This window comes from Patiriisocius marinistellae, from assembly GCF_009014635.1.
Taxonomy (GTDB): domain Bacteria; phylum Bacteroidota; class Bacteroidia; order Flavobacteriales; family Flavobacteriaceae; genus Patiriisocius; species Patiriisocius marinistellae.
In genome coordinates this window covers 131,558-148,500 of sequence record NZ_BKCF01000001.1, presented here as the reverse complement: position 1 = coordinate 148,500, position 16,943 = coordinate 131,558, and the positions used below count along the sequence as shown (strand labels likewise).

General features: G+C 33.8%; 17 protein-coding genes. 13 read left to right on the top strand and 4 right to left on the bottom strand.

Annotated features, from left to right (window positions below; all coding sequences use genetic code 11):
• Positions 1 to 19 precede the first annotated feature (19 nt).
• The 7 genes from GB234_RS00720 (at position 20) to bioA (ending at position 7,964) form a co-directional block, all read left to right on the top strand.
• Complete coding sequence (locus GB234_RS00720) at positions 20 to 295, top strand: F0F1 ATP synthase subunit delta/epsilon (protein WP_151892591.1); 276 nt, start codon at positions 20 to 22, stop codon at positions 293 to 295.
• A gap of 267 nt (positions 296 to 562) precedes the next feature.
• Positions 563 to 2,431, top strand: coding sequence for a mechanosensitive ion channel family protein (locus GB234_RS00715; protein WP_151892590.1), 1,869 nt, complete (start codon positions 563 to 565; stop codon positions 2,429 to 2,431).
• A 347-nt stretch (positions 2,432 to 2,778) separates the two neighbouring features.
• A complete protein-coding gene (locus tag GB234_RS00710) occupies positions 2,779 to 3,987 on the top strand; it encodes a sensor histidine kinase (protein ID WP_151892589.1) in 1,209 nt (402 codons plus the stop codon).
• A 253-nt stretch (positions 3,988 to 4,240) separates the two neighbouring features.
• The gene (locus tag GB234_RS00705) at positions 4,241 to 4,744 is read left to right on the top strand and encodes a hypothetical protein (protein ID WP_151892588.1); all 504 of its coding nucleotides are present in this window, start codon (positions 4,241 to 4,243) and stop codon (positions 4,742 to 4,744) included.
• 71 nt (positions 4,745 to 4,815) lie between these two features.
• Complete coding sequence (locus tag GB234_RS00700) at positions 4,816 to 5,994, top strand: aminotransferase class I/II-fold pyridoxal phosphate-dependent enzyme (RefSeq protein ID WP_151892587.1); 1,179 nt, start codon at positions 4,816 to 4,818, stop codon at positions 5,992 to 5,994.
• Positions 5,995 to 6,036: 42 nt separating this feature from the next.
• Positions 6,037 to 6,675 carry a dethiobiotin synthase gene (gene bioD / locus GB234_RS00695; protein WP_151892586.1) on the top strand — a complete coding sequence of 213 codons (639 nt, stop codon included), beginning with the start codon at positions 6,037 to 6,039 and terminating at the stop codon, positions 6,673 to 6,675.
• A 20-nt stretch (positions 6,676 to 6,695) separates the two neighbouring features.
• Positions 6,696 to 7,964, top strand: a complete 1,269-nt coding sequence (gene bioA / locus GB234_RS00690; protein ID WP_151892585.1) for an adenosylmethionine--8-amino-7-oxononanoate transaminase — start codon at positions 6,696 to 6,698, stop codon at positions 7,962 to 7,964.
• Here the strand turns inward: bioA and GB234_RS00685 are convergent.
• Complete coding sequence (locus GB234_RS00685; RefSeq protein ID WP_151892584.1) at positions 7,947 to 8,387, bottom strand: cytochrome c oxidase assembly factor Coa1 family protein; 441 nt, start codon at positions 8,385 to 8,387, stop codon at positions 7,947 to 7,949. The genes bioA and GB234_RS00685 overlap by 18 nt on opposite strands.
• Before the next feature lie 64 nt (positions 8,388 to 8,451).
• On the opposite strand from GB234_RS00685, the gene GB234_RS00680 reads away from it, so the two are divergent.
• The 4 genes from GB234_RS00680 to GB234_RS00665 all read left to right on the top strand — a co-directional run bounded on the left by GB234_RS00680 (position 8,452) and on the right by GB234_RS00665 (position 12,370).
• Positions 8,452 to 9,615 carry a beta-ketoacyl synthase N-terminal-like domain-containing protein gene (locus tag GB234_RS00680; RefSeq protein WP_151892583.1) on the top strand — a complete coding sequence of 388 codons (1,164 nt, stop codon included), beginning with the start codon at positions 8,452 to 8,454 and terminating at the stop codon, positions 9,613 to 9,615.
• 27 nt (positions 9,616 to 9,642) lie between these two features.
• Complete coding sequence (gene bioB, locus GB234_RS00675; RefSeq protein WP_151892582.1) at positions 9,643 to 10,731, top strand: biotin synthase BioB; 1,089 nt, start codon at positions 9,643 to 9,645, stop codon at positions 10,729 to 10,731.
• Positions 10,732 to 10,843: 112 nt separating this feature from the next.
• Entirely contained in the window at positions 10,844 to 11,707 is an 864-nt protein-coding gene (locus tag GB234_RS00670) for a cupin-like domain-containing protein (RefSeq protein ID WP_151892581.1), read from the top strand.
• Between the two features lie 93 nt (positions 11,708 to 11,800).
• Entirely contained in the window at positions 11,801 to 12,370 is a 570-nt protein-coding gene (locus GB234_RS00665) for a DUF6646 family protein (RefSeq protein WP_151892580.1), read from the top strand.
• Here the strand turns inward: GB234_RS00665 and GB234_RS00660 are convergent.
• From GB234_RS00660 to GB234_RS00650, 3 genes are all read right to left on the bottom strand, one after another.
• Positions 12,360 to 12,839, bottom strand: coding sequence for a regulatory protein RecX (locus GB234_RS00660; RefSeq protein ID WP_151892579.1), 480 nt, complete (start codon positions 12,837 to 12,839; stop codon positions 12,360 to 12,362). The genes GB234_RS00665 and GB234_RS00660 overlap by 11 nt on opposite strands.
• Positions 12,840 to 12,960: 121 nt before the next feature.
• Positions 12,961 to 14,502 carry an Rne/Rng family ribonuclease gene (locus tag GB234_RS00655; RefSeq protein ID WP_151893719.1) on the bottom strand — a complete coding sequence of 514 codons (1,542 nt, stop codon included), beginning with the start codon at positions 14,500 to 14,502 and terminating at the stop codon, positions 12,961 to 12,963.
• Positions 14,503 to 14,898: 396 nt separating this feature from the next.
• Positions 14,899 to 15,189, bottom strand: a complete 291-nt coding sequence (locus tag GB234_RS00650) for an HU family DNA-binding protein (protein ID WP_151892578.1) — start codon at positions 15,187 to 15,189, stop codon at positions 14,899 to 14,901.
• Between the two features lie 116 nt (positions 15,190 to 15,305).
• Here GB234_RS00650 and mutY point away from each other — a divergent pair, with 116 nt between their 5' ends.
• Both mutY and GB234_RS00640 read left to right on the top strand, forming a co-directional pair.
• The gene (gene mutY / locus GB234_RS00645; RefSeq protein WP_151892577.1) at positions 15,306 to 16,370 is read left to right on the top strand and encodes an A/G-specific adenine glycosylase; all 1,065 of its coding nucleotides are present in this window, start codon (positions 15,306 to 15,308) and stop codon (positions 16,368 to 16,370) included.
• A gap of 75 nt (positions 16,371 to 16,445) precedes the next feature.
• Positions 16,446 to 16,910 carry a single-stranded DNA-binding protein gene (locus GB234_RS00640; RefSeq protein WP_151892576.1) on the top strand — a complete coding sequence of 155 codons (465 nt, stop codon included), beginning with the start codon at positions 16,446 to 16,448 and terminating at the stop codon, positions 16,908 to 16,910.
• Positions 16,911 to 16,943: the final 33 nt, after the last annotated feature.

Genomic DNA, 16,943 nt, shown 5'->3' with positions numbered 1-16,943 from the left:
AAAGTTTAAAGCATAAAATATGTATTTAGAAATTGTAACCCCAGAGGCGTCATTAGTAAGTGGAGATGTGGAGAGTGTTACCGTTCCAGGAATGGAAGGTGAGTTTCAAATGTTAAATAACCACGCTGCTATTGTTTCTTTATTAGATGCAGGAACAGTAAAGTTCAAAGGCAATCCAACGATTGCTGAGGCATTTAAAAACAGATTTACACAAGTTGATGGTAAGTGGACCATAGAAATTAACGGCGGTACTGTTGAGTGTAGTGACAATAAAGTAATAGTACTAGCAGACTAAGCTTTAAAATATACAACTAATGAATCCCAAACCCCTTTTACAGGAGTTTGGGATTTTTTTTGTTCTTCAGAAATATTACAACCTCTAATTTTTTTTCCCCATTAAAATAAGTAATGCCTTCTATAACAATTTTAATAGTGATTTTAGCTAACATTCTTTGTCAAAACCACATTTTTTAAAAAAGCAATAATCTAAAACGAAATTTTATACCTTTAGCATCCTTCATTTCAAAAATTAAAAAGATGTTTAACAAAGGAAAATAGTTTTATGAATAAAATTAAAACCTTAATAACGCTATTATTTTTTTCAACAGCTTTTTGTATTGCACAAACAGAAAAAGTTGAAGGTATTAAAGACTCAACAAATATCTCTCAAATAGAAGGAGATGGAGAATTTGAAAAAAAAGTAACCAATTTTGAAAAAGAACGATTTGCAGATTCTATAAGACGAGCAGATCTTGAAGCAAGAATTCAAAATTTAAGTACCACAAAATCTTCAGAGCGTAAGGAATTAGAAGCTGAGCTTAACCAATACAAAATTAAGGAAGAAGCACTGCTTATTTCAAAAAAGAAACAAATTGAAGCATTAAAAAAAACCACAAAGGGGTATCCCGTAGATGGTTTTCATAATGATACATTATTTTTAATCTATACCCGTTTAGGAAGTTTTTCACCAGCAGAACGAGCAGAAACTATAACAAATAGAATAAAAAAATTACCATTTAAAATCGATTTTAGTGAGAACTCATTAAAAATTGAAGAGCTTGAAACAACCGTAGATATTATTTACGAAGAACAAATTATCATAAGTATTACAGATTTTGACGCACTTTGGCTAGAAACGTCACCTGTTGAGCTCGCACAAAAGTATAAAACTAAAATTGTTACAGAAGTAACAAATTATAAGTCTGAAACTAGCCTGTTCAATCTGCTTAAAAGCTTAGGACTCGCATTTATAGCTCTAATTATAATTATTATTATTGTTAGGTATATTCTTAGGTTGTTCAAATGGAGTAGGCAAAAAATTCAAAGACAAAAAAAGGAAAACTTTAAACCATTTATAATTAAAGGCTACACCCTTTTAGATATTGATCGTCAAGTTACAGTACTATTATTTGCAAATAAAATAATAAAATGGTTTACCGTTTGCCTATCCATATATATAGCTTTACCTATTATTTTTGGGTTTTTTCCGCAAACTGAAAATCTCGCAAAAACTTTATTTGGCTATATTCTAAACCCACTAAAAGGGATCTTCCTTGCGTTCTGGAATTACTTGCCTAACCTTTTTACTATTATAGTAATTGTATTTGTATTTAGATTTGTTTTAAAAGGTTTAAACTTTCTCAAAATCGAAATCGAGGAAGAAAGACTAACCTTTAATGGGTTTTATCCTTATTGGGCAAAACCTACATATCAATTAGTACGTGTACTAGTAATAGCTTTTGCTTTTGTAGTTATTTTTAAATATCTACCCGGGAGTGATTCACCAGTATTTCAAGGTATATCTGTATTTCTGGGATTTCTTTTTACTTTTGGATCTGCTGGTTCATTATCAAATATCATTGCAGGATTAGTCCTTACGTATATGCGCTTATTTAAAATAGGAGACCGTGTAAAAATTGGGGATGTTATGGGAGATGTAATTGAGAAATCATCCCTAGTAACACGAATACGCACACCTAAAAACGAAATTATTTCAATCCCAAACTCATCTGTCATGAGTAGTCACACGATTAACTATAGTAGTGATGCGCCAGAGAAAGGGTTGATCATCCACACCACAGTTACCATAGGGTATGACATACCTTGGAAAGAAATGCACACAGCATTAATTGAAGCTGCTTTACGAACAGACTTGGTTCAAAAAGATCCCATGCCATTTGTACTTCAAACAAGTCTTGAAGACTTTTATGTAGCCTACCAGATTAATGCCTATATCCAAGAAGCAAACAAACAAGCTGCTATCTATTCACACTTGCATCAAAATATACAAGACGTTTGTAATGAACGAGGAATAGAAATATTATCACCACATTACAGAGCAGCAAGAGATGGTAACCATAGCACTATACCCACAGATTATTTACCTAAAGATTACAAATCACCAGGTTTCAATGTAAATACCGCTAAATAAAAGTAAATATGCTATATTACTTGTTAATAATATAACGTCTCAACTTAATAAAGCTATTTATAATGCTTCGGAAATTTTAGTTTGATTAGCATTATTTACGAACATTTAAGATATAAATCATGCAACCGTTTGCGAGATAATGGTGACAAAAAAAAGATGTTATCTTGATAGTACTAAGGTATATCTATTCGAAAATATACTATTAAGTAACTATCCATCAATTTTAAAGCAACTTTCAAAAAATACGTCAAATTCTAAAATAACTTAAAGTTTACTACATATTAAACTAGATATTGTGAAACTTAAAAAATTGATTATTTTTATTCGCTTAACTACTTACCTATATAATGCCTGCGTCAAAAGTACCACATAACGAAATAGAACGGCTTCAAGCCTTAATTAGTCTCAAAATTTTGGACACAGCAGAGGATGATGATTATGACAACATTACTGAATTGGCAAGCTTTATTTGTAATACACCTGTATCATTAATCTCACTTGTTGATAAAGAAAGACAATGGTTTAAATCTAAAAAAGGTATGACTGCCTGCGAGACTTCACGAGATTATTCTTTTTGTGCTCACGCAATCCTCGACCCTACAGAAATTTTAGAAGTAGCAGATGCAAGATTAGACCCAAGATTTATTGACAATCCACTCACAGAACTTGATGAGCCAGTTATATTTTACGCGGGTATTCCATTAAGGACTGAAAATGGTTTGCCTTTAGGTTCACTTTGTGTTATAGACCATAAGCCTAATGCTCTAAATCAAGGGCAAAGAGATGCTTTAAAACGATTGGGAAAACAAGTAGAAAGGCTTCTGTTATTAAGAATTATGAACAGAGATCTTATAAGCACTAAAGACAGCTTAAAAAAACATAATGGTCTTCTCAAAGAATTTGCGAGCATTGTATCCCACGACCTTAAAATGCCATTGGCTAATTTAATCTTAACTTCAGACATTATAAAAAAGAAGTACAATGATTTTATAGACGATACTGGAAAAGGTTATTTAGATTATCTAAAAAAGTCATCACTTTCTATGAGTGACTACATCACTAAAATTTTAGAACATTATGAATGTATAGCTTATGATGTTGATGATACTCAAAATTTTCAAATCAATGAGTTGTTAGAAGGCGTCATAGACTTATTAAATATAAAAGATAATTGTGAGATAAATTTACCTGAAAACAACATAGATATACTTTGTAACATAACGGCTTTAAAGCAAATTTTTATCAATTTGATAGGAAATAGCCTCAAATATAATGATAAGGAAAGAACGATTATTAAAATTAAGGCAAGCGAGATAGAAGGCTTTTATGAATTTAAAATTCATGATAACGGTCGTGGAATAGAAAAGGAGAAACTCAAAACAATATTTGAACTATTTACAATTGTGGGGCATCTTGATAACAACGGTGAAAAAGGACACGGAATAGGCTTGTCAACTGTTCAAAAACTCGTTCATAGTCTGAGCGGCGAAATTTCAGTAATTTCAGATTTAGGTTCGTATAGCGAATTTACTTTTACAATAGCCAAATTAAAATAACTGCACGAAGAAAAACCACAGGTAACAATATAAAAAGACTGTGTTTTAGTGATTAAAATAACGGTAATCAAGCTTTTAATAAGTAAGTTTTAAAAATCAACTTGCATCGTTCAAATAGCTATCGTTCATATAAAAATACATTCATTATTAAAAATAATGAAACAACAATCTTAATTCAAAACTAGTATTGTCAATTTAAAAATAGAGTTTTTCATCCCTATCTTTATCCACTTATATCAAAACTTAAAAAAGTATGTCGTTATTAGTAGACGATAGATATGTTGTAGTTAAACAAAAAGCCAAATTATGGTATGAATGGTTAGTTCCTATACTCTTTTTGTTAATTTTAGGATTCTGTATTTGGCAAATAATAGTAGGAGTTGATGTACATACAGAGTTATATTTTTATGGACTTTTAATCTTTGTGAGTAGTATCTCTGCATTTTATAATGCTAAAAAAAGCAACTTTATATTCGATTTTAAGCGTGAACGATTTAAAGAAGAAATCCAAGTAGGGATTATAAAATTTGGATGGTGGGAGCCTATGCCATCCATTGAATATATTTCCATTTATAAAGAGGCAGAAAATAAATACTTTCTTAAAATTTTCATTTCATTTAATGATGGCTATTTAATCGAGGAATATAATAATCGTGAGGATGGAATAGAAGCAGCATATCAAGTAGCAAGTAGATTAAATACGTCAATATGGGACGGTACTATTCTAGAAGATCGTAAATGGATTAAGGAAAATTAAAAAATATTAGAAATTCCATAAAAATTCACTTGAGTAGTTTGTTTAAAACCGTGAGCAATTATCTTTGAAAGATGCTACCTAAAAAACTTCAAATAAAAATAGCAAAACGCCAAGAAAGCAACTCATTGCGCAAGTTGGGTACGCCTAATAATCTTATAGACTTCTCATCAAATGACTATTTAGGGTTTAGCGTCTCAAAAAAGATTTTTAAAATAACTTCTGAAATTTTAAAACAACAAAACCTTGAGCACAATGGCGCAACGGGATCAAGACTTTTATCAGGAAACCATTCACTTTTTAAAAGCACCGAAGACCTAATAGCCACATTCCACAACAGTGAAGCGGCTCTAATTTTTAATAGTGGGTACGATGCTAATATTGGTTTCTTTAGCAGCGTTCCACAAAGAGGAGATATTGTTTTATATGATGAATTATGCCACGCCTCTATTAGAGACGGCATTAAGATGAGTAATGCAAAAGGGTATAAGTTTACTCACAACAATGTTGAGGATTTAGAAAAAAAACTCCATCAATTTAGTAACAACTCAAAAAGCCTAATTGATCGAAATCGAAATCTCCAAGTAAAAAACGAAATTTACATAATCACCGAAAGCGTTTTTAGTATGGACGGTGATACTCCAGATTTAAAAGCACTTTCCCATTTGTGCAATAGCTACAACGTGCATTTAGTTGTTGATGAAGCTCACGCGCTTGGTGTTTTCGGAAACAAGGGAGAAGGATTAGTGCAAGAATTAGAATTAGAAAATAAAATATTCGCACGTATCATTACTTTCGGTAAAGGTTTGGGTTGTCACGGCGCTGCAATTATTTGTAGCAATGATTTGAAAAACTATCTTATTAATTTTGCTCGAAGCTTTATTTACACAACAGCATTACCACCGCACAGTCTTGCAACAATACAAGCAGCGTATAATGAACTAAATATTTCTTCGGAAAAAAGGCAAACATTAAAAAGTAATATTGCAATATTAAAAAATGAAATAATTAGTAATTCATTACAACAGCATTTTATTCCAAGTAATTCGGCTATTCATAGTTGCATTGTGTCTGGAAATAGTCATGTAAAACACATTTCCGAAGCTATTAAAAAACAGGGTTTTGATGTGAAAGCAATACTATCACCCACCGTGCCTAGAGAGAAGGAACGTTTACGTATTTGTTTACATAGTTATAATACTAAAGAGCAGATAGTTAAGTTAATTACCATAATTACTAATCAAATCAATTAACTCTTTTAAAAGGGTTAGAGCTATGTTTTATAATTTTACACAATGAAAAATCAAACCTATTTTATCACCGGTATCTCTACTGAAGTTGGCAAAACAGTAGTCTCTGCAATTATCACAGAGGCACTTAAAGCAGATTATTGGAAGCCTATTCAAGCTGGTGAACTTGAAAATAGTGACACACATAAAGTGAAACGATTTATCTCAAATAATAAAACTGTTTTTCATAAAAGCGCGTTCGATTTAAAAACTCCAATGAGTCCGCACGCAGCAGCACAAATTGACAGCGTAAAAATTTCCGCAAAAAAAATAACGCGACCTCAAACTAAAAATAACTTAGTAATTGAAGGAGCTGGTGGATTATTAGTGCCTATAAATGATACAGAAACGATTGCTGATTTAATTCTCCCAACAGATAGTATTATCGTCGTTTCGCGTCATTATTTGGGCAGTATTAATCATACATTATTAACCCTAGAAGCAATTAAATTAAGAGGTCTAAAAGTATTCGGAATCATTTTTAGCGGTAAAGAACACCCCACCACCGAAGCAATTATTCTAAAAATGAGTGGAGGAAAAATGCTTGGCCGTATTGATGAAGAACCCTATTTTGATAAAAATGTAGTAAAAGAGTACGCAAATATAATATCAAAAAGTATTGATTCTCCCTTTGAAGCCCAATAGGGTGGTGTTACCTTTGTTCTATGAAACTTATAGAAAGAGATAAGGCCCATTTGTGGCATCCATTAACCCAGCATAAAACTGCCACACCGCCTGTAGGTCTTGTTAAAGCGAAAGGCTCTTTATTTTGGGATGAAGATGGTAAAGAATATATTGATGCTATTGCTTCGTGGTATACGTCAATGTATGGTCATGGGAATGAAGCAATCATTAAAGCAATAACTGCGCAAATGGAATCCTTAGATTTTGTAATGTTTAGTGGTTTTACACATGAGCCAGCCATAAAACTTGCAGAAGAATTAATGAAAATTCTTCCAGCCAACCAGCAAAAAATATTTTTTAATGATAATGGGTCAACAGCGGTTGAAGCCGCTATCAAAATGGCTTTTCAATACCATCATAATATTGGGGAAAAGCGAGATACATTAATTGCTTTTGAAGATGGATTTCATGGAGATACCTTTGGTGCGATGAGTGCTTCTGGACTTGCATCATACAACGCTCCCTTTGAAGATTTTTTACTTAAAGTAAAAAGAATTCCTGTACCACAAGAAGACAACCTCTTTGAAGTACTTGAACTATTAGAACAAATTTTAATAGAAAATGAATGTGCAGCCTTTGTTTTTGAACCATTAGTGCAAGGAGCTGCGGGAATGAAATTCCATTCTGTTTCTGGATTAGATGCAATTATTAAGCGTTGTCAAGAGACAGATGTGCTTTGTGTCGCTGACGAAATTATGACAGGTTTTGGAAAAACAGGAACTAATTTTGCCATTGACCAATTAGAATATAAACCCGAAATTATATGCCTTAGTAAAGCACTAACCGCAGGAATGTTTCCATTGAGTATTACGAGCTGTAGTCAAAAAGTATTTGATAGATTTTTAAGTGAAGATGTGCACAAAGGTTTTTTTCACGCACATACATTTAGTGCACATCCACTAGGGTGTGCGGCAGCTATTGCAGGAATTAAATTATTGAATAGCTCAGAGATAAAAAATCAAAGAGAAACTATAGCCTCATCACATATACATTTTGCTCAATCAATAAAAGATCACCCTAGTGTTAAAAATGTGCGTTGCAAGGGTGTAATTCTTGCCATTGATTTAAACATAAAAATGGAGCGGTACGGTAATTTGCGTGATCAACTATATCAATTTTTTATAGAACGGGGCATAGTATTACGACCTTTGGGAAGCACTATTTACGTATTACCGCCCTATGTGATTACAAAGGAAGAATTAAAGAAGATCTATGAGGTTATTGAGGAAAGTTTAGTAATCTTCAATTAGCATGCTTTCTTCAAGCAAATTCACAATTGTATCTTCGGTTCCAATAAAAACATCCATTTGCGAATATTTCCAAACGTCATCCATACCTTCACCAATAACCTTTAAGGTCGCAGTACCTTTTGGTCCCTTTATTGGTGTCGTAAAATCAACAATTTTATATCCATTTGTATAATTAACACTAGTACTTCCGTAACCATCTTTTTCAATGGGTTCACCAAGTATTTCAATAATATATGCGTTTTCAGTGGTGCGTTTCATAGCTTCGGTATATGCAGAGGTATCAGTAACTGCTGAGGAAATTCCATAAAACAAGCCGCCTATTCCAAGTAGTACAAGTAGGATTAGTGTAAAACATCCTCCCACGGGTACAACCCATTTCCAATTGCGACTCCACCAGCTTTTTTGCGGCTCTAATTCTTCCATAATATTGTAATTATTGGGCACTAAAAAATAGAGAACCCGTATTTTTGCTCCAAATTACAAAAAGTTGCGATATCCCATTTCAATTACAGCATTATCTTCCATTTCGGCATTAGGTCAAACCCGCGAGGAAGTGTGGCAAAATTACCTTTTTAAAAGTGCTCTTTTTTCTGAAATGCTAATTGGAGAACATACTATTAAAGTTTCAAAAATTTCTTCGGAAATGCAACAAGCATTATCCAAAATGCAGGATGAAAATCCGGCTTTTAAACATTTAGATAGAACGGTATTGTTAGCTTTAATGGCCTCGGAAACTTTAAACGGCGCAGCAAATTTCCGAAGTAAAAGAACTGGAGTTAACATTGGCTCATCAAGAGGTGCTACGGGACTTTTTGAAAAATATTATGACCAATTTAAGCTGGACGAAACGGTCTCTGTATTTACATCTCCCACCACAACGTTGGGCAATTTATCGTCATCGGTTGCACAATTTTTAGGTATTCAGGGAGTTCAAATTGATCAATCGGTTACCTGTTCAACCGCAATGCATGCGCTATTAAATGGTATTGCGTGGCTGCAAGCAGATATGGCAGATGCGTTCATCGTGGGCGGAAGCGAGGCGGCTTTAACACCATTTACCATTGCTCAAATGAAAGCGTTGCGATTGTACTCAACATCGCAAAGTAAGATGGCATGTGAGTCGATGCGATTTCAGAAAACAAAAAACACCATGATACTTGGTGAGGGGTCTGCACTTGCTGTTTTAGAACGAGGCATAAAGGAAAATGCGCTTGCAGTAATTAGTGGTTATGGTTTTGCTTCTGAGGCCTTACAGCACCATAGCTCTATTAGTGAAAACGCAGATTGTTTTCAAAAATCAATGCATATGGCACTAGAAAATGCTGGACTCAAAACGGTCGATGCAATTGTTATGCATGCTCCAGGAACCGTAAAGGGAGACAAGGCTGAGAAAAATGCTATTGATATGATTTTTGGCAGGCAATTACCATTATTGACTTCAAATAAATGGATGGTGGGCCATACGTTTGCAACATCTGGCATGTTGAGTTTAGAGCTCGCAACGTTAATGCTTGAGCACAATAAATTTATTGAAAATCCATTTTACGGTAATTCAAGGCATCTTCCAGAGCAACTCAAAACCGTGATGGTTAACGCTGTAGGTTTTGGAGGAAATGCTGTGAGTATTATTATTTTAAAACCACATTTCTAAAAGAAATAATTTCATATTTTTGAATTTATGACTCAAACAAAACACACTTGGACTAAAGAAGAAATTTTAGCGATTTATAACAAACCTATGATGGAATTGTTATATGATGCCGCAACTATTCATCGCGAGCATCACAATCCTAATCAAGTACAGGTATCAACACTATTATCGATCAAAACAGGAGGTTGTCCAGAAGATTGTGGCTACTGTCCACAAGCTGCTAGATATCATACAGATATTGAAGGAAACGAATTGATGAGTGTGCAACAAGTAAAAGCACAAGCGTTGAGAGCAAAATCTAGCGGAAGTTCACGCGTGTGTATGGGTGCAGCATGGCGAAATGTAAAGGATGGGCCAGAATTTGATAATGTTTTAGAGATGGTGCGTACCATTAATAAACTAGATATGGAAGTTTGTTGTACTTTAGGTATGATTACAGAAAACCAAGCACAACGTCTTGCTGAAGCTGGTCTCTATGCATATAACCATAATCTTGATACAAGCGAAGATTATTACAAAGATGTAATATCAACACGTGCCTATCAAGATAGGTTAGACACTATTGGTAATGTTAGAAAAACTAATATTACAGTTTGTAGTGGTGGAATTATAGGTATGGGAGAAGCTGTTGAGGACAGAGCAGGAATGCTTGTTGCTTTAGCTAGTTTAAGTCCACAACCAGAAAGTGTGCCAATAAATGCATTAGTAGCAGTAGAAGGTACACCAATGGAAGAGATTGAGCCTATCTCTATTTGGGAAATGATACGCATGGTAGCAACAACGCGTATTGTTATGCCTAATACGCAAGTAAGGCTTTCTGCAGGTAGAACCGAAATGAGCCGAGAAGGACAAGCTATGTGTTTCTTTGCAGGAGCAAACTCTATATTTGCTGGTGATAAATTATTAACTACACCTAATCCAGATGTAAATGAAGACATGAAAATGTTTAAATTATTAGGCCTACAGCCTATGAAACCTTTTGTTAAAAAAGAACAGCCAGAAACTGTAGAAGCTCAATATTCAAAATACGCGGCACAAGGCGAAAAACCAAAATGGTCTCGTCCTGGACATAAAATTGAACGTAACGAAGAGGCTAGAGAAAAAGCTAAGGTATAACGACAGTATATTTTAATTGTTAAAGGACCGCTATTTAGGCGGTCTTTTTTTATGATAATTTTAAAACCTTAATTAGTACTATTCCGTACATTTACTGACCTCAAAAAACCACATGCAGTTAAAAGAAATAGAGCGCATACAAACAATATCTTCTAAAGATTTTTATAATCAATACTTTAAAACACAAACTCCAGTAGTAATTGAACGTTTTATTGAAGATTGGCCTGCTTTTAAAAAATGGAATCTTGATTACATTGCAAATGTTGTAGGTGATGCTGAAGTGCCATTATATGATAATCGCCCAGTTACTCATGAAGATGGCTTTAATGAGCCTCATGCAAAAATGAAAATGCGAGATTATATTTCATTATTGAAAAAAGAGCCTACTAAATACCGTATATTTCTTTGGAATGTATTGAAAGAAGTGCCCGAGCTTCAAAAAGATTATAAATGGCCAGACTTTGGGCTGAGGTTGATGAAGAGTTTACCTATGTTGTTTTTTGGCGGGAAGGATTCTTATACCTTTATGCACCACGACATCGACTTAGCTAATATATTTCATTTTCATTTTGATGGAAAAAAAGAAGTCATCCTTTTTGACCAAAAGCAAAATGATTATCTATATCAAGTGCCACATTCATTAATTACAAGAGAGGATATAGATTTCTCAAATCCAGATTATAGTAAATGGCCAGCTCTTAAAAAAGCTAAAGGATTTAAAACTCATTTAAATCATGGCGAAGTTCTTTATATGCCAGAAGGTTATTGGCATTATATGAAATATATAACACCTGGCTTTTCAATGAGTTTGCGAGCGGTCCCAAGGAACCCAGTACGACTGGGTAGAGCTATTTACAACGTTTTTTTTATGCGTCATTTTGATAATGTTATGCGTCGCTTAAGAGGTCAAAAATGGATTGATTGGAAAAACAAAAAAGCAATTGAAAGAACGCATTCAAAGCTTGGAATTAACTAATCATTACCTCAAAGATTTTATTATTTTTGTTTAAAGTATATCACAAGTGTTAAAAACTACGTTTGATACCCAGAAACAACAAAACTCGAAAAAATGAAATATCTATTTACAGTTATTACATGTATGATTTCTTCAATTATAATATCTCAAATTGCTTATAGTGGCCCTGGAGATATAAAATTTGGGGTAGGAGCAAATATCCAGTCAGAGGCTACTGGAATTACAACCACGGTCGATTATGGTTTAGGAGAAAACATTTCGATAGGACTACGAGGAACTTACCTACTAGGCGTTGATGAGTATTCAAATTTAAATGCCTTTACCATAGATAATGGTGATGGTTCTGGTACAATTGTATTTTTTGAAGATCCAAAATTTACAGATCGTTTTGACTTACGTGCACGTTTTAATGCTCACTTAAGTAATGTGTTGAATATAAGTGAAGCATTTGATTTATATCCTGGTCTCGATTTAGGTCTTAAAAATTTTGGTACACACGTAGGAGCAAGATATTTTTTTACAGATGGTATAGGAGTTTTTACAGAGCTTAATTTACCAATTGCCCGATACAAAAATGACGATGATTACGAAATACAACAAACACTCAGAAAAGAACTCAACAACCAATTCAATATAACTATTGGAGCTTCGTTTAATATTTAAAAGTTCTCAATTTTTCATAGATCATAGCAGATTCCCATCCACGATATAGGAGGTAATCTGCTATTTTTTTGCGCTTTTTTTGGTTATCTTTCTCTGTTTTGAGCTGTGAAACTCTTTTTTCAAACAAAGTTTCAAATGTATCTTGGTATTCCCCTTCTGGTATTTCTTTTAAAGCAAGTTTTAAATTATATGCCGAAATTTGACGTATTTTTAGTTCTCGCGTAATCCTTATTCGACCCCATTTTTTTTGCCTGAATTTTCCTCGAGTATAGGCTTGAGCAAACCTTGTTTCGTTTAGAAAATTATGTTCCAATAAGTGCCCAATCACTTCATCAATTGCCTGCGGTATCATGCGCATTTCCTTCAATTTTTTGTTAATTTCTTTGTGACAACGCTCTTGGTATGCACAATACTTTTCTAGTTTACGTTTTGCTTCTTCAATGGTATATGTTTTTATGGGTTGCTGCATGGAAAATCAAATTTATAAATTTTGTTCTTTTATTGGGTTTTAATTTTTTTCAATATTTAATATTTCCGAAGTAAAAGCGCATAAAAAAACCCCTTAAAGTCAAAACAATAAGGGGTTGTGGTTATTTTAATCTTTCACCATTCTTGTCAGAGAAATGATATTCTAGATACGTGTAAGCATCTCTAGGTTGTATTTTCACCCATTTTTTGTGCTCCATAAACCACTTATGGCGCACAGATGGAAGTCCTTTTGTTAAAAAGGCTGCTATAAAAGGATGCGCACTTAATGTCACATTTTTATAGTCTTTTTTGAAAAGCCTTTTAAGCTCTTCGGTAATTTTTTGCACAACGACTATTGGCGCTTCGATTTCTCCAGTGTCGCCTGATGGGGCTTCTTCTCGAGTTTTAATATTCATCTCAGGCCTCACACGCTGGCGTGTAATCTGTATCAAACCAAATTTACTTGGAGGTAGTATTTTGTGTTTTGCTCTATCTTCTTTCATTTCATTACGAAGGTGATCAAACAATTTTTTTCTATTGCCGGCTTGTGCCATATCAATAAAATCTACCACTATAATACCGCCCATATCACGTAAACGTAATTGTCTTGCAGTTTCTGTAGCTGCAATTAAATTTACTTCTAAGGCTGTTTGTTCCTGATTGTTGGATTTATTGCTACGGTTGCCACTATTAACATCAATAACGTGCATGGCTTCTGTATGCTCAATCACTAAATAGGTTCCTTTAGTACCAGATACAGTTCTACCAAAGGAGGTTTTTATTTGTCTCTCAATACCAAATTTTTCATACATAGGTACTTTTGAGTCATATAATTTGACAATATTCTCTTTGCCAGGTGCAATCTCTTGCACATAATCTTTTATTTGTAAATAAAGTGTTTCATCGTCTATATGAATTGCGGAGAATGAGTCGTTAAAAACATCGCGTATCATAGAGGCTCCTCTATTTAACTCACTAAGCACCTTACTTGGGTGGTGCGCCCCTTGTAGCTTTTTGCACATCGCTGTCCAGCGATCTACTAGATTTTGTAAATCTTTATCCAGTTCTGCTACTTTTTTGCCCTCTGCTACAGTGCGTATAATTACACCAAATCCTTTAGGACGAATACTCGTAATTAATCGTTTTAATCTGTCTTTTTCTTCGCGGCTCTCTATCTTTTGTGAAACAGAAATACGATCTGAAAAAGGGACTAAAACAATATAACGGCCAGCTATTGAAAGCTCACTGCTTATACGAGGTCCTTTTGTGGAAATAGGTTCTTTTACAACTTGTACCAGAATAGATTGATTTGATTTGATGGCACTGTTAATGCCGCCATTTTTATCAATCTCCTTGTCAAATGGGAAATCTTTTAAAGAATACTCTTTAAGTTTACCTGTGCTTACACGTTTTACGAATTTTAACATCGAAGTAATTTTTGGCCCAAGGTCATGATAGTGTAAAAAACCATCTTTCTCATAGCCTACATTGACAAATGCAGCATTGAGTCCTGGTACAGTCTTACGAATTTTAGCGAGAAATACATCTCCCACCGCAAAATTGTTTGCCTCTTCTTCTTTGTTTAACTCGATGAGTCTTCCATCTTTTAACAGCGCAAAATCAACTTCTTGTGAACTGGATCTAATGAATAATTCGTAGTTCACGGTCATTAATTTTTGTCCTGACGCACAATAACGTGGTCAGAATGGATTAAACAATATTTGTAGCATTCTTATTATAGAATACTCACAGGGTTTTTATGTTTTCTGAAATTTTAAACATCCAGAAAAACCCGTCGAAATCAAATTACTGTTTCAGGTAGTAACAGTGTTTAATTTCATTTTCAAAGAACTAATTACAGGAAATTTCCGAAGAAAAATCCAATACTTTTTTAAAAGAAAAAAGTAGTTTAAAACTACTTTTTCTTTTTGTGACGGTTAGCGCGTCTTCTCTTCTTACGCTTGTGCGTAGCTACCTTATGTCTTTTTCTTTTCTTACCACTTGGCATATTAAATAGGATTTATGTTGTCCCGTTACCTTAATAACGGGACGTTATTAATTTATTTTACTTCAACATTTGTTTTAACACCCTCTACAAATACTTTTGCAGGCTTAAACGCTGGGATGTTATGTGCGGGGATTTTAATCGTAGTATTCTTAGAAATATTACGTCCAGTCTTTTCGGCTCTAGTTTTAATGATAAAACTTCCAAAACCTCTTAAATATACATTGTCTCCACCTTCAAGAGAAGTCTTAACTTCTTCCATAAATGTTTCAACAGTAGCTTGTACATCTCCTTTTTCCATTCCTAATTTCTCTGAGATCTTTGCTACGATATCTGCTTTCGTCATGTTTGTTCTTTTTATTAATTAATTTTTTTTCAAGACGGCAAATATAAGAAATATAAAATCAATAACTCAAAAGGTAATGCGTTAAAATATAAAGACATAAAGGTTATTTTTGTCATATGGCGATAAATACCTCAAAGTTTCGTAAAAATCTCATTTCATGGTACTTGGAAAACAAACGTGAGCTCCCATGGAGAGCTACGAGGGAGCCATATTTAATTTGGCTTTCCGAAATTATTCTTCAACAAACCAGAGTGGAGCAAGGAACGCCCTATTATTTTAAATTTATTGAAGCTTTTCCTAATGTTCAAGCACTAGCAAATGCACCGCAAGAACAAGTGTTAAAATTATGGCAAGGATTAGGGTATTATTCCAGGGCGCGTAATTTACACATTACGGCTCAACATATAACTGGAGAATTTAAAGGAGAGTTTCCGAAAACTTATAAAGAACTCTTATCTTTAAAAGGAGTGGGGGATTACACGGCAAGTGCAATTGGTTCTATTTGTTTTGATTTACCTACAGCTGTGGTTGATGGAAATGTATATCGTATTCTTTCTCGCATTTATGGAATTAGTACTCCTATTAATAGTAGTGCAGGAATTAAAGAATTTAAACAACTGGCTCAAAAACTGTTAGATATATCGCAATCAGGTACTTTTAATCAAGCAACTATGGAGTTTGGTGCTCGTTATTGTGTGCCACAAAACCCAGATTGTTTACACTGTATTTTTAATAAAGATTGCGTGGCTTTTTTATCTAATACTGTAGGGGAACTTCCTGTTAAAATAAAAAAGCAGAAAATTAAGAAACGTTATTTTAATTATATAGTTATTGTATCCGCAGACAAGAAGACAATTTTAAACCAAAGAACTGGTAAAGGTATATGGCAACAATTGTACGAATTTCCACTTGTTGAGAGTGCTTCGGAAATTTCTGAAAATCAATTAATAAACACTGATGATTATGTGTCGTTATCAAAAATACACGGTATTACAGAACTTGTACTTTATAATGACGTTCAAGTAGTACATAAATTATCGCATCAACATTTGTATACTAAATTTTGGATAGGTTATTCAAATAACTTAAACAATAATGGCATTAAAATTTCCGAAGTGCAGGACTTTGCAGTACCTGTTTTAGTGTCAAATTTTATTTCCAGCTTTCCCGAATTTAAGTAGTTAAATTTTGATTATATTTAATTCTCAAAACATACCTTTGAAAACGATTTTTGAATAAAATTAATTTATAGAATTATGAGTGGGACGTTGAATAAAGTGATGCTAATTGGGCATACGGGAGATGATGTGAAAATGCATTTTTTTGAAGGTGGAAATAGCATAGGTAGATTTCCACTTGCTACAAATGAAAGCTATACAAATAGAACGACAAATGAGCGTGTTACTACTACAGAGTGGCATAACATTGTTGTGCGTAACAAAGGTGCTGAGATTTGTGAAAAATACCTTAAAAAAGGTGATAAAGTATATATTGAAGGAAGACTCAAAACACGCAAATGGCAAGATGATAAAGGTCAAGACCGTTATAGTACAGAAATTCAATGTACAGATTTTACTTTTTTGACGCCTAAGAATGATCAGCAAGCAACAATGCCACAGCAACAGTCTCAACAGAGTCCTGCTCAATCGCAAGCGCCTGCTACTCCAGCCCAAACTCAAAATGTACAACAACCTGAGGGAGATGATGATTTACCATTTTAATTGAACCACTATTTTTGTAGTATCTTAGCCTAA

Coding starts and splice junctions, on each gene's coding strand:
- GB234_RS00720 (WP_151892591.1), top strand. CDS start 20: ATGTATTTAGAAATTGTAACCCCAGAGGCGTCATTAGTAAGTGGAGAT.
- GB234_RS00715 (WP_151892590.1), top strand. CDS start 563: ATGAATAAAATTAAAACCTTAATAACGCTATTATTTTTTTCAACAGCT.
- GB234_RS00710 (WP_151892589.1), top strand. CDS start 2,779: ATGCCTGCGTCAAAAGTACCACATAACGAAATAGAACGGCTTCAAGCC.
- GB234_RS00705 (WP_151892588.1), top strand. CDS start 4,241: ATGTCGTTATTAGTAGACGATAGATATGTTGTAGTTAAACAAAAAGCC.
- GB234_RS00700 (WP_151892587.1), top strand. CDS start 4,816: ATGCTACCTAAAAAACTTCAAATAAAAATAGCAAAACGCCAAGAAAGC.
- bioD (WP_151892586.1), top strand. CDS start 6,037: ATGAAAAATCAAACCTATTTTATCACCGGTATCTCTACTGAAGTTGGC.
- bioA (WP_151892585.1), top strand. CDS start 6,696: ATGAAACTTATAGAAAGAGATAAGGCCCATTTGTGGCATCCATTAACC.
- GB234_RS00685 (WP_151892584.1), bottom strand. CDS start 8,387: ATGGAAGAATTAGAGCCGCAAAAAAGCTGGTGGAGTCGCAATTGGAAA.
- bioB (WP_151892582.1), top strand. CDS start 9,643: ATGACTCAAACAAAACACACTTGGACTAAAGAAGAAATTTTAGCGATT.
- GB234_RS00670 (WP_151892581.1), top strand. CDS start 10,844: ATGCAGTTAAAAGAAATAGAGCGCATACAAACAATATCTTCTAAAGAT.
- GB234_RS00665 (WP_151892580.1), top strand. CDS start 11,801: ATGAAATATCTATTTACAGTTATTACATGTATGATTTCTTCAATTATA.
- GB234_RS00660 (WP_151892579.1), bottom strand. CDS start 12,839: ATGCAGCAACCCATAAAAACATATACCATTGAAGAAGCAAAACGTAAA.
- GB234_RS00650 (WP_151892578.1), bottom strand. CDS start 15,189: ATGACGAAAGCAGATATCGTAGCAAAGATCTCAGAGAAATTAGGAATG.
- mutY (WP_151892577.1), top strand. CDS start 15,306: ATGGCGATAAATACCTCAAAGTTTCGTAAAAATCTCATTTCATGGTAC.
- GB234_RS00640 (WP_151892576.1), top strand. CDS start 16,446: ATGAGTGGGACGTTGAATAAAGTGATGCTAATTGGGCATACGGGAGAT.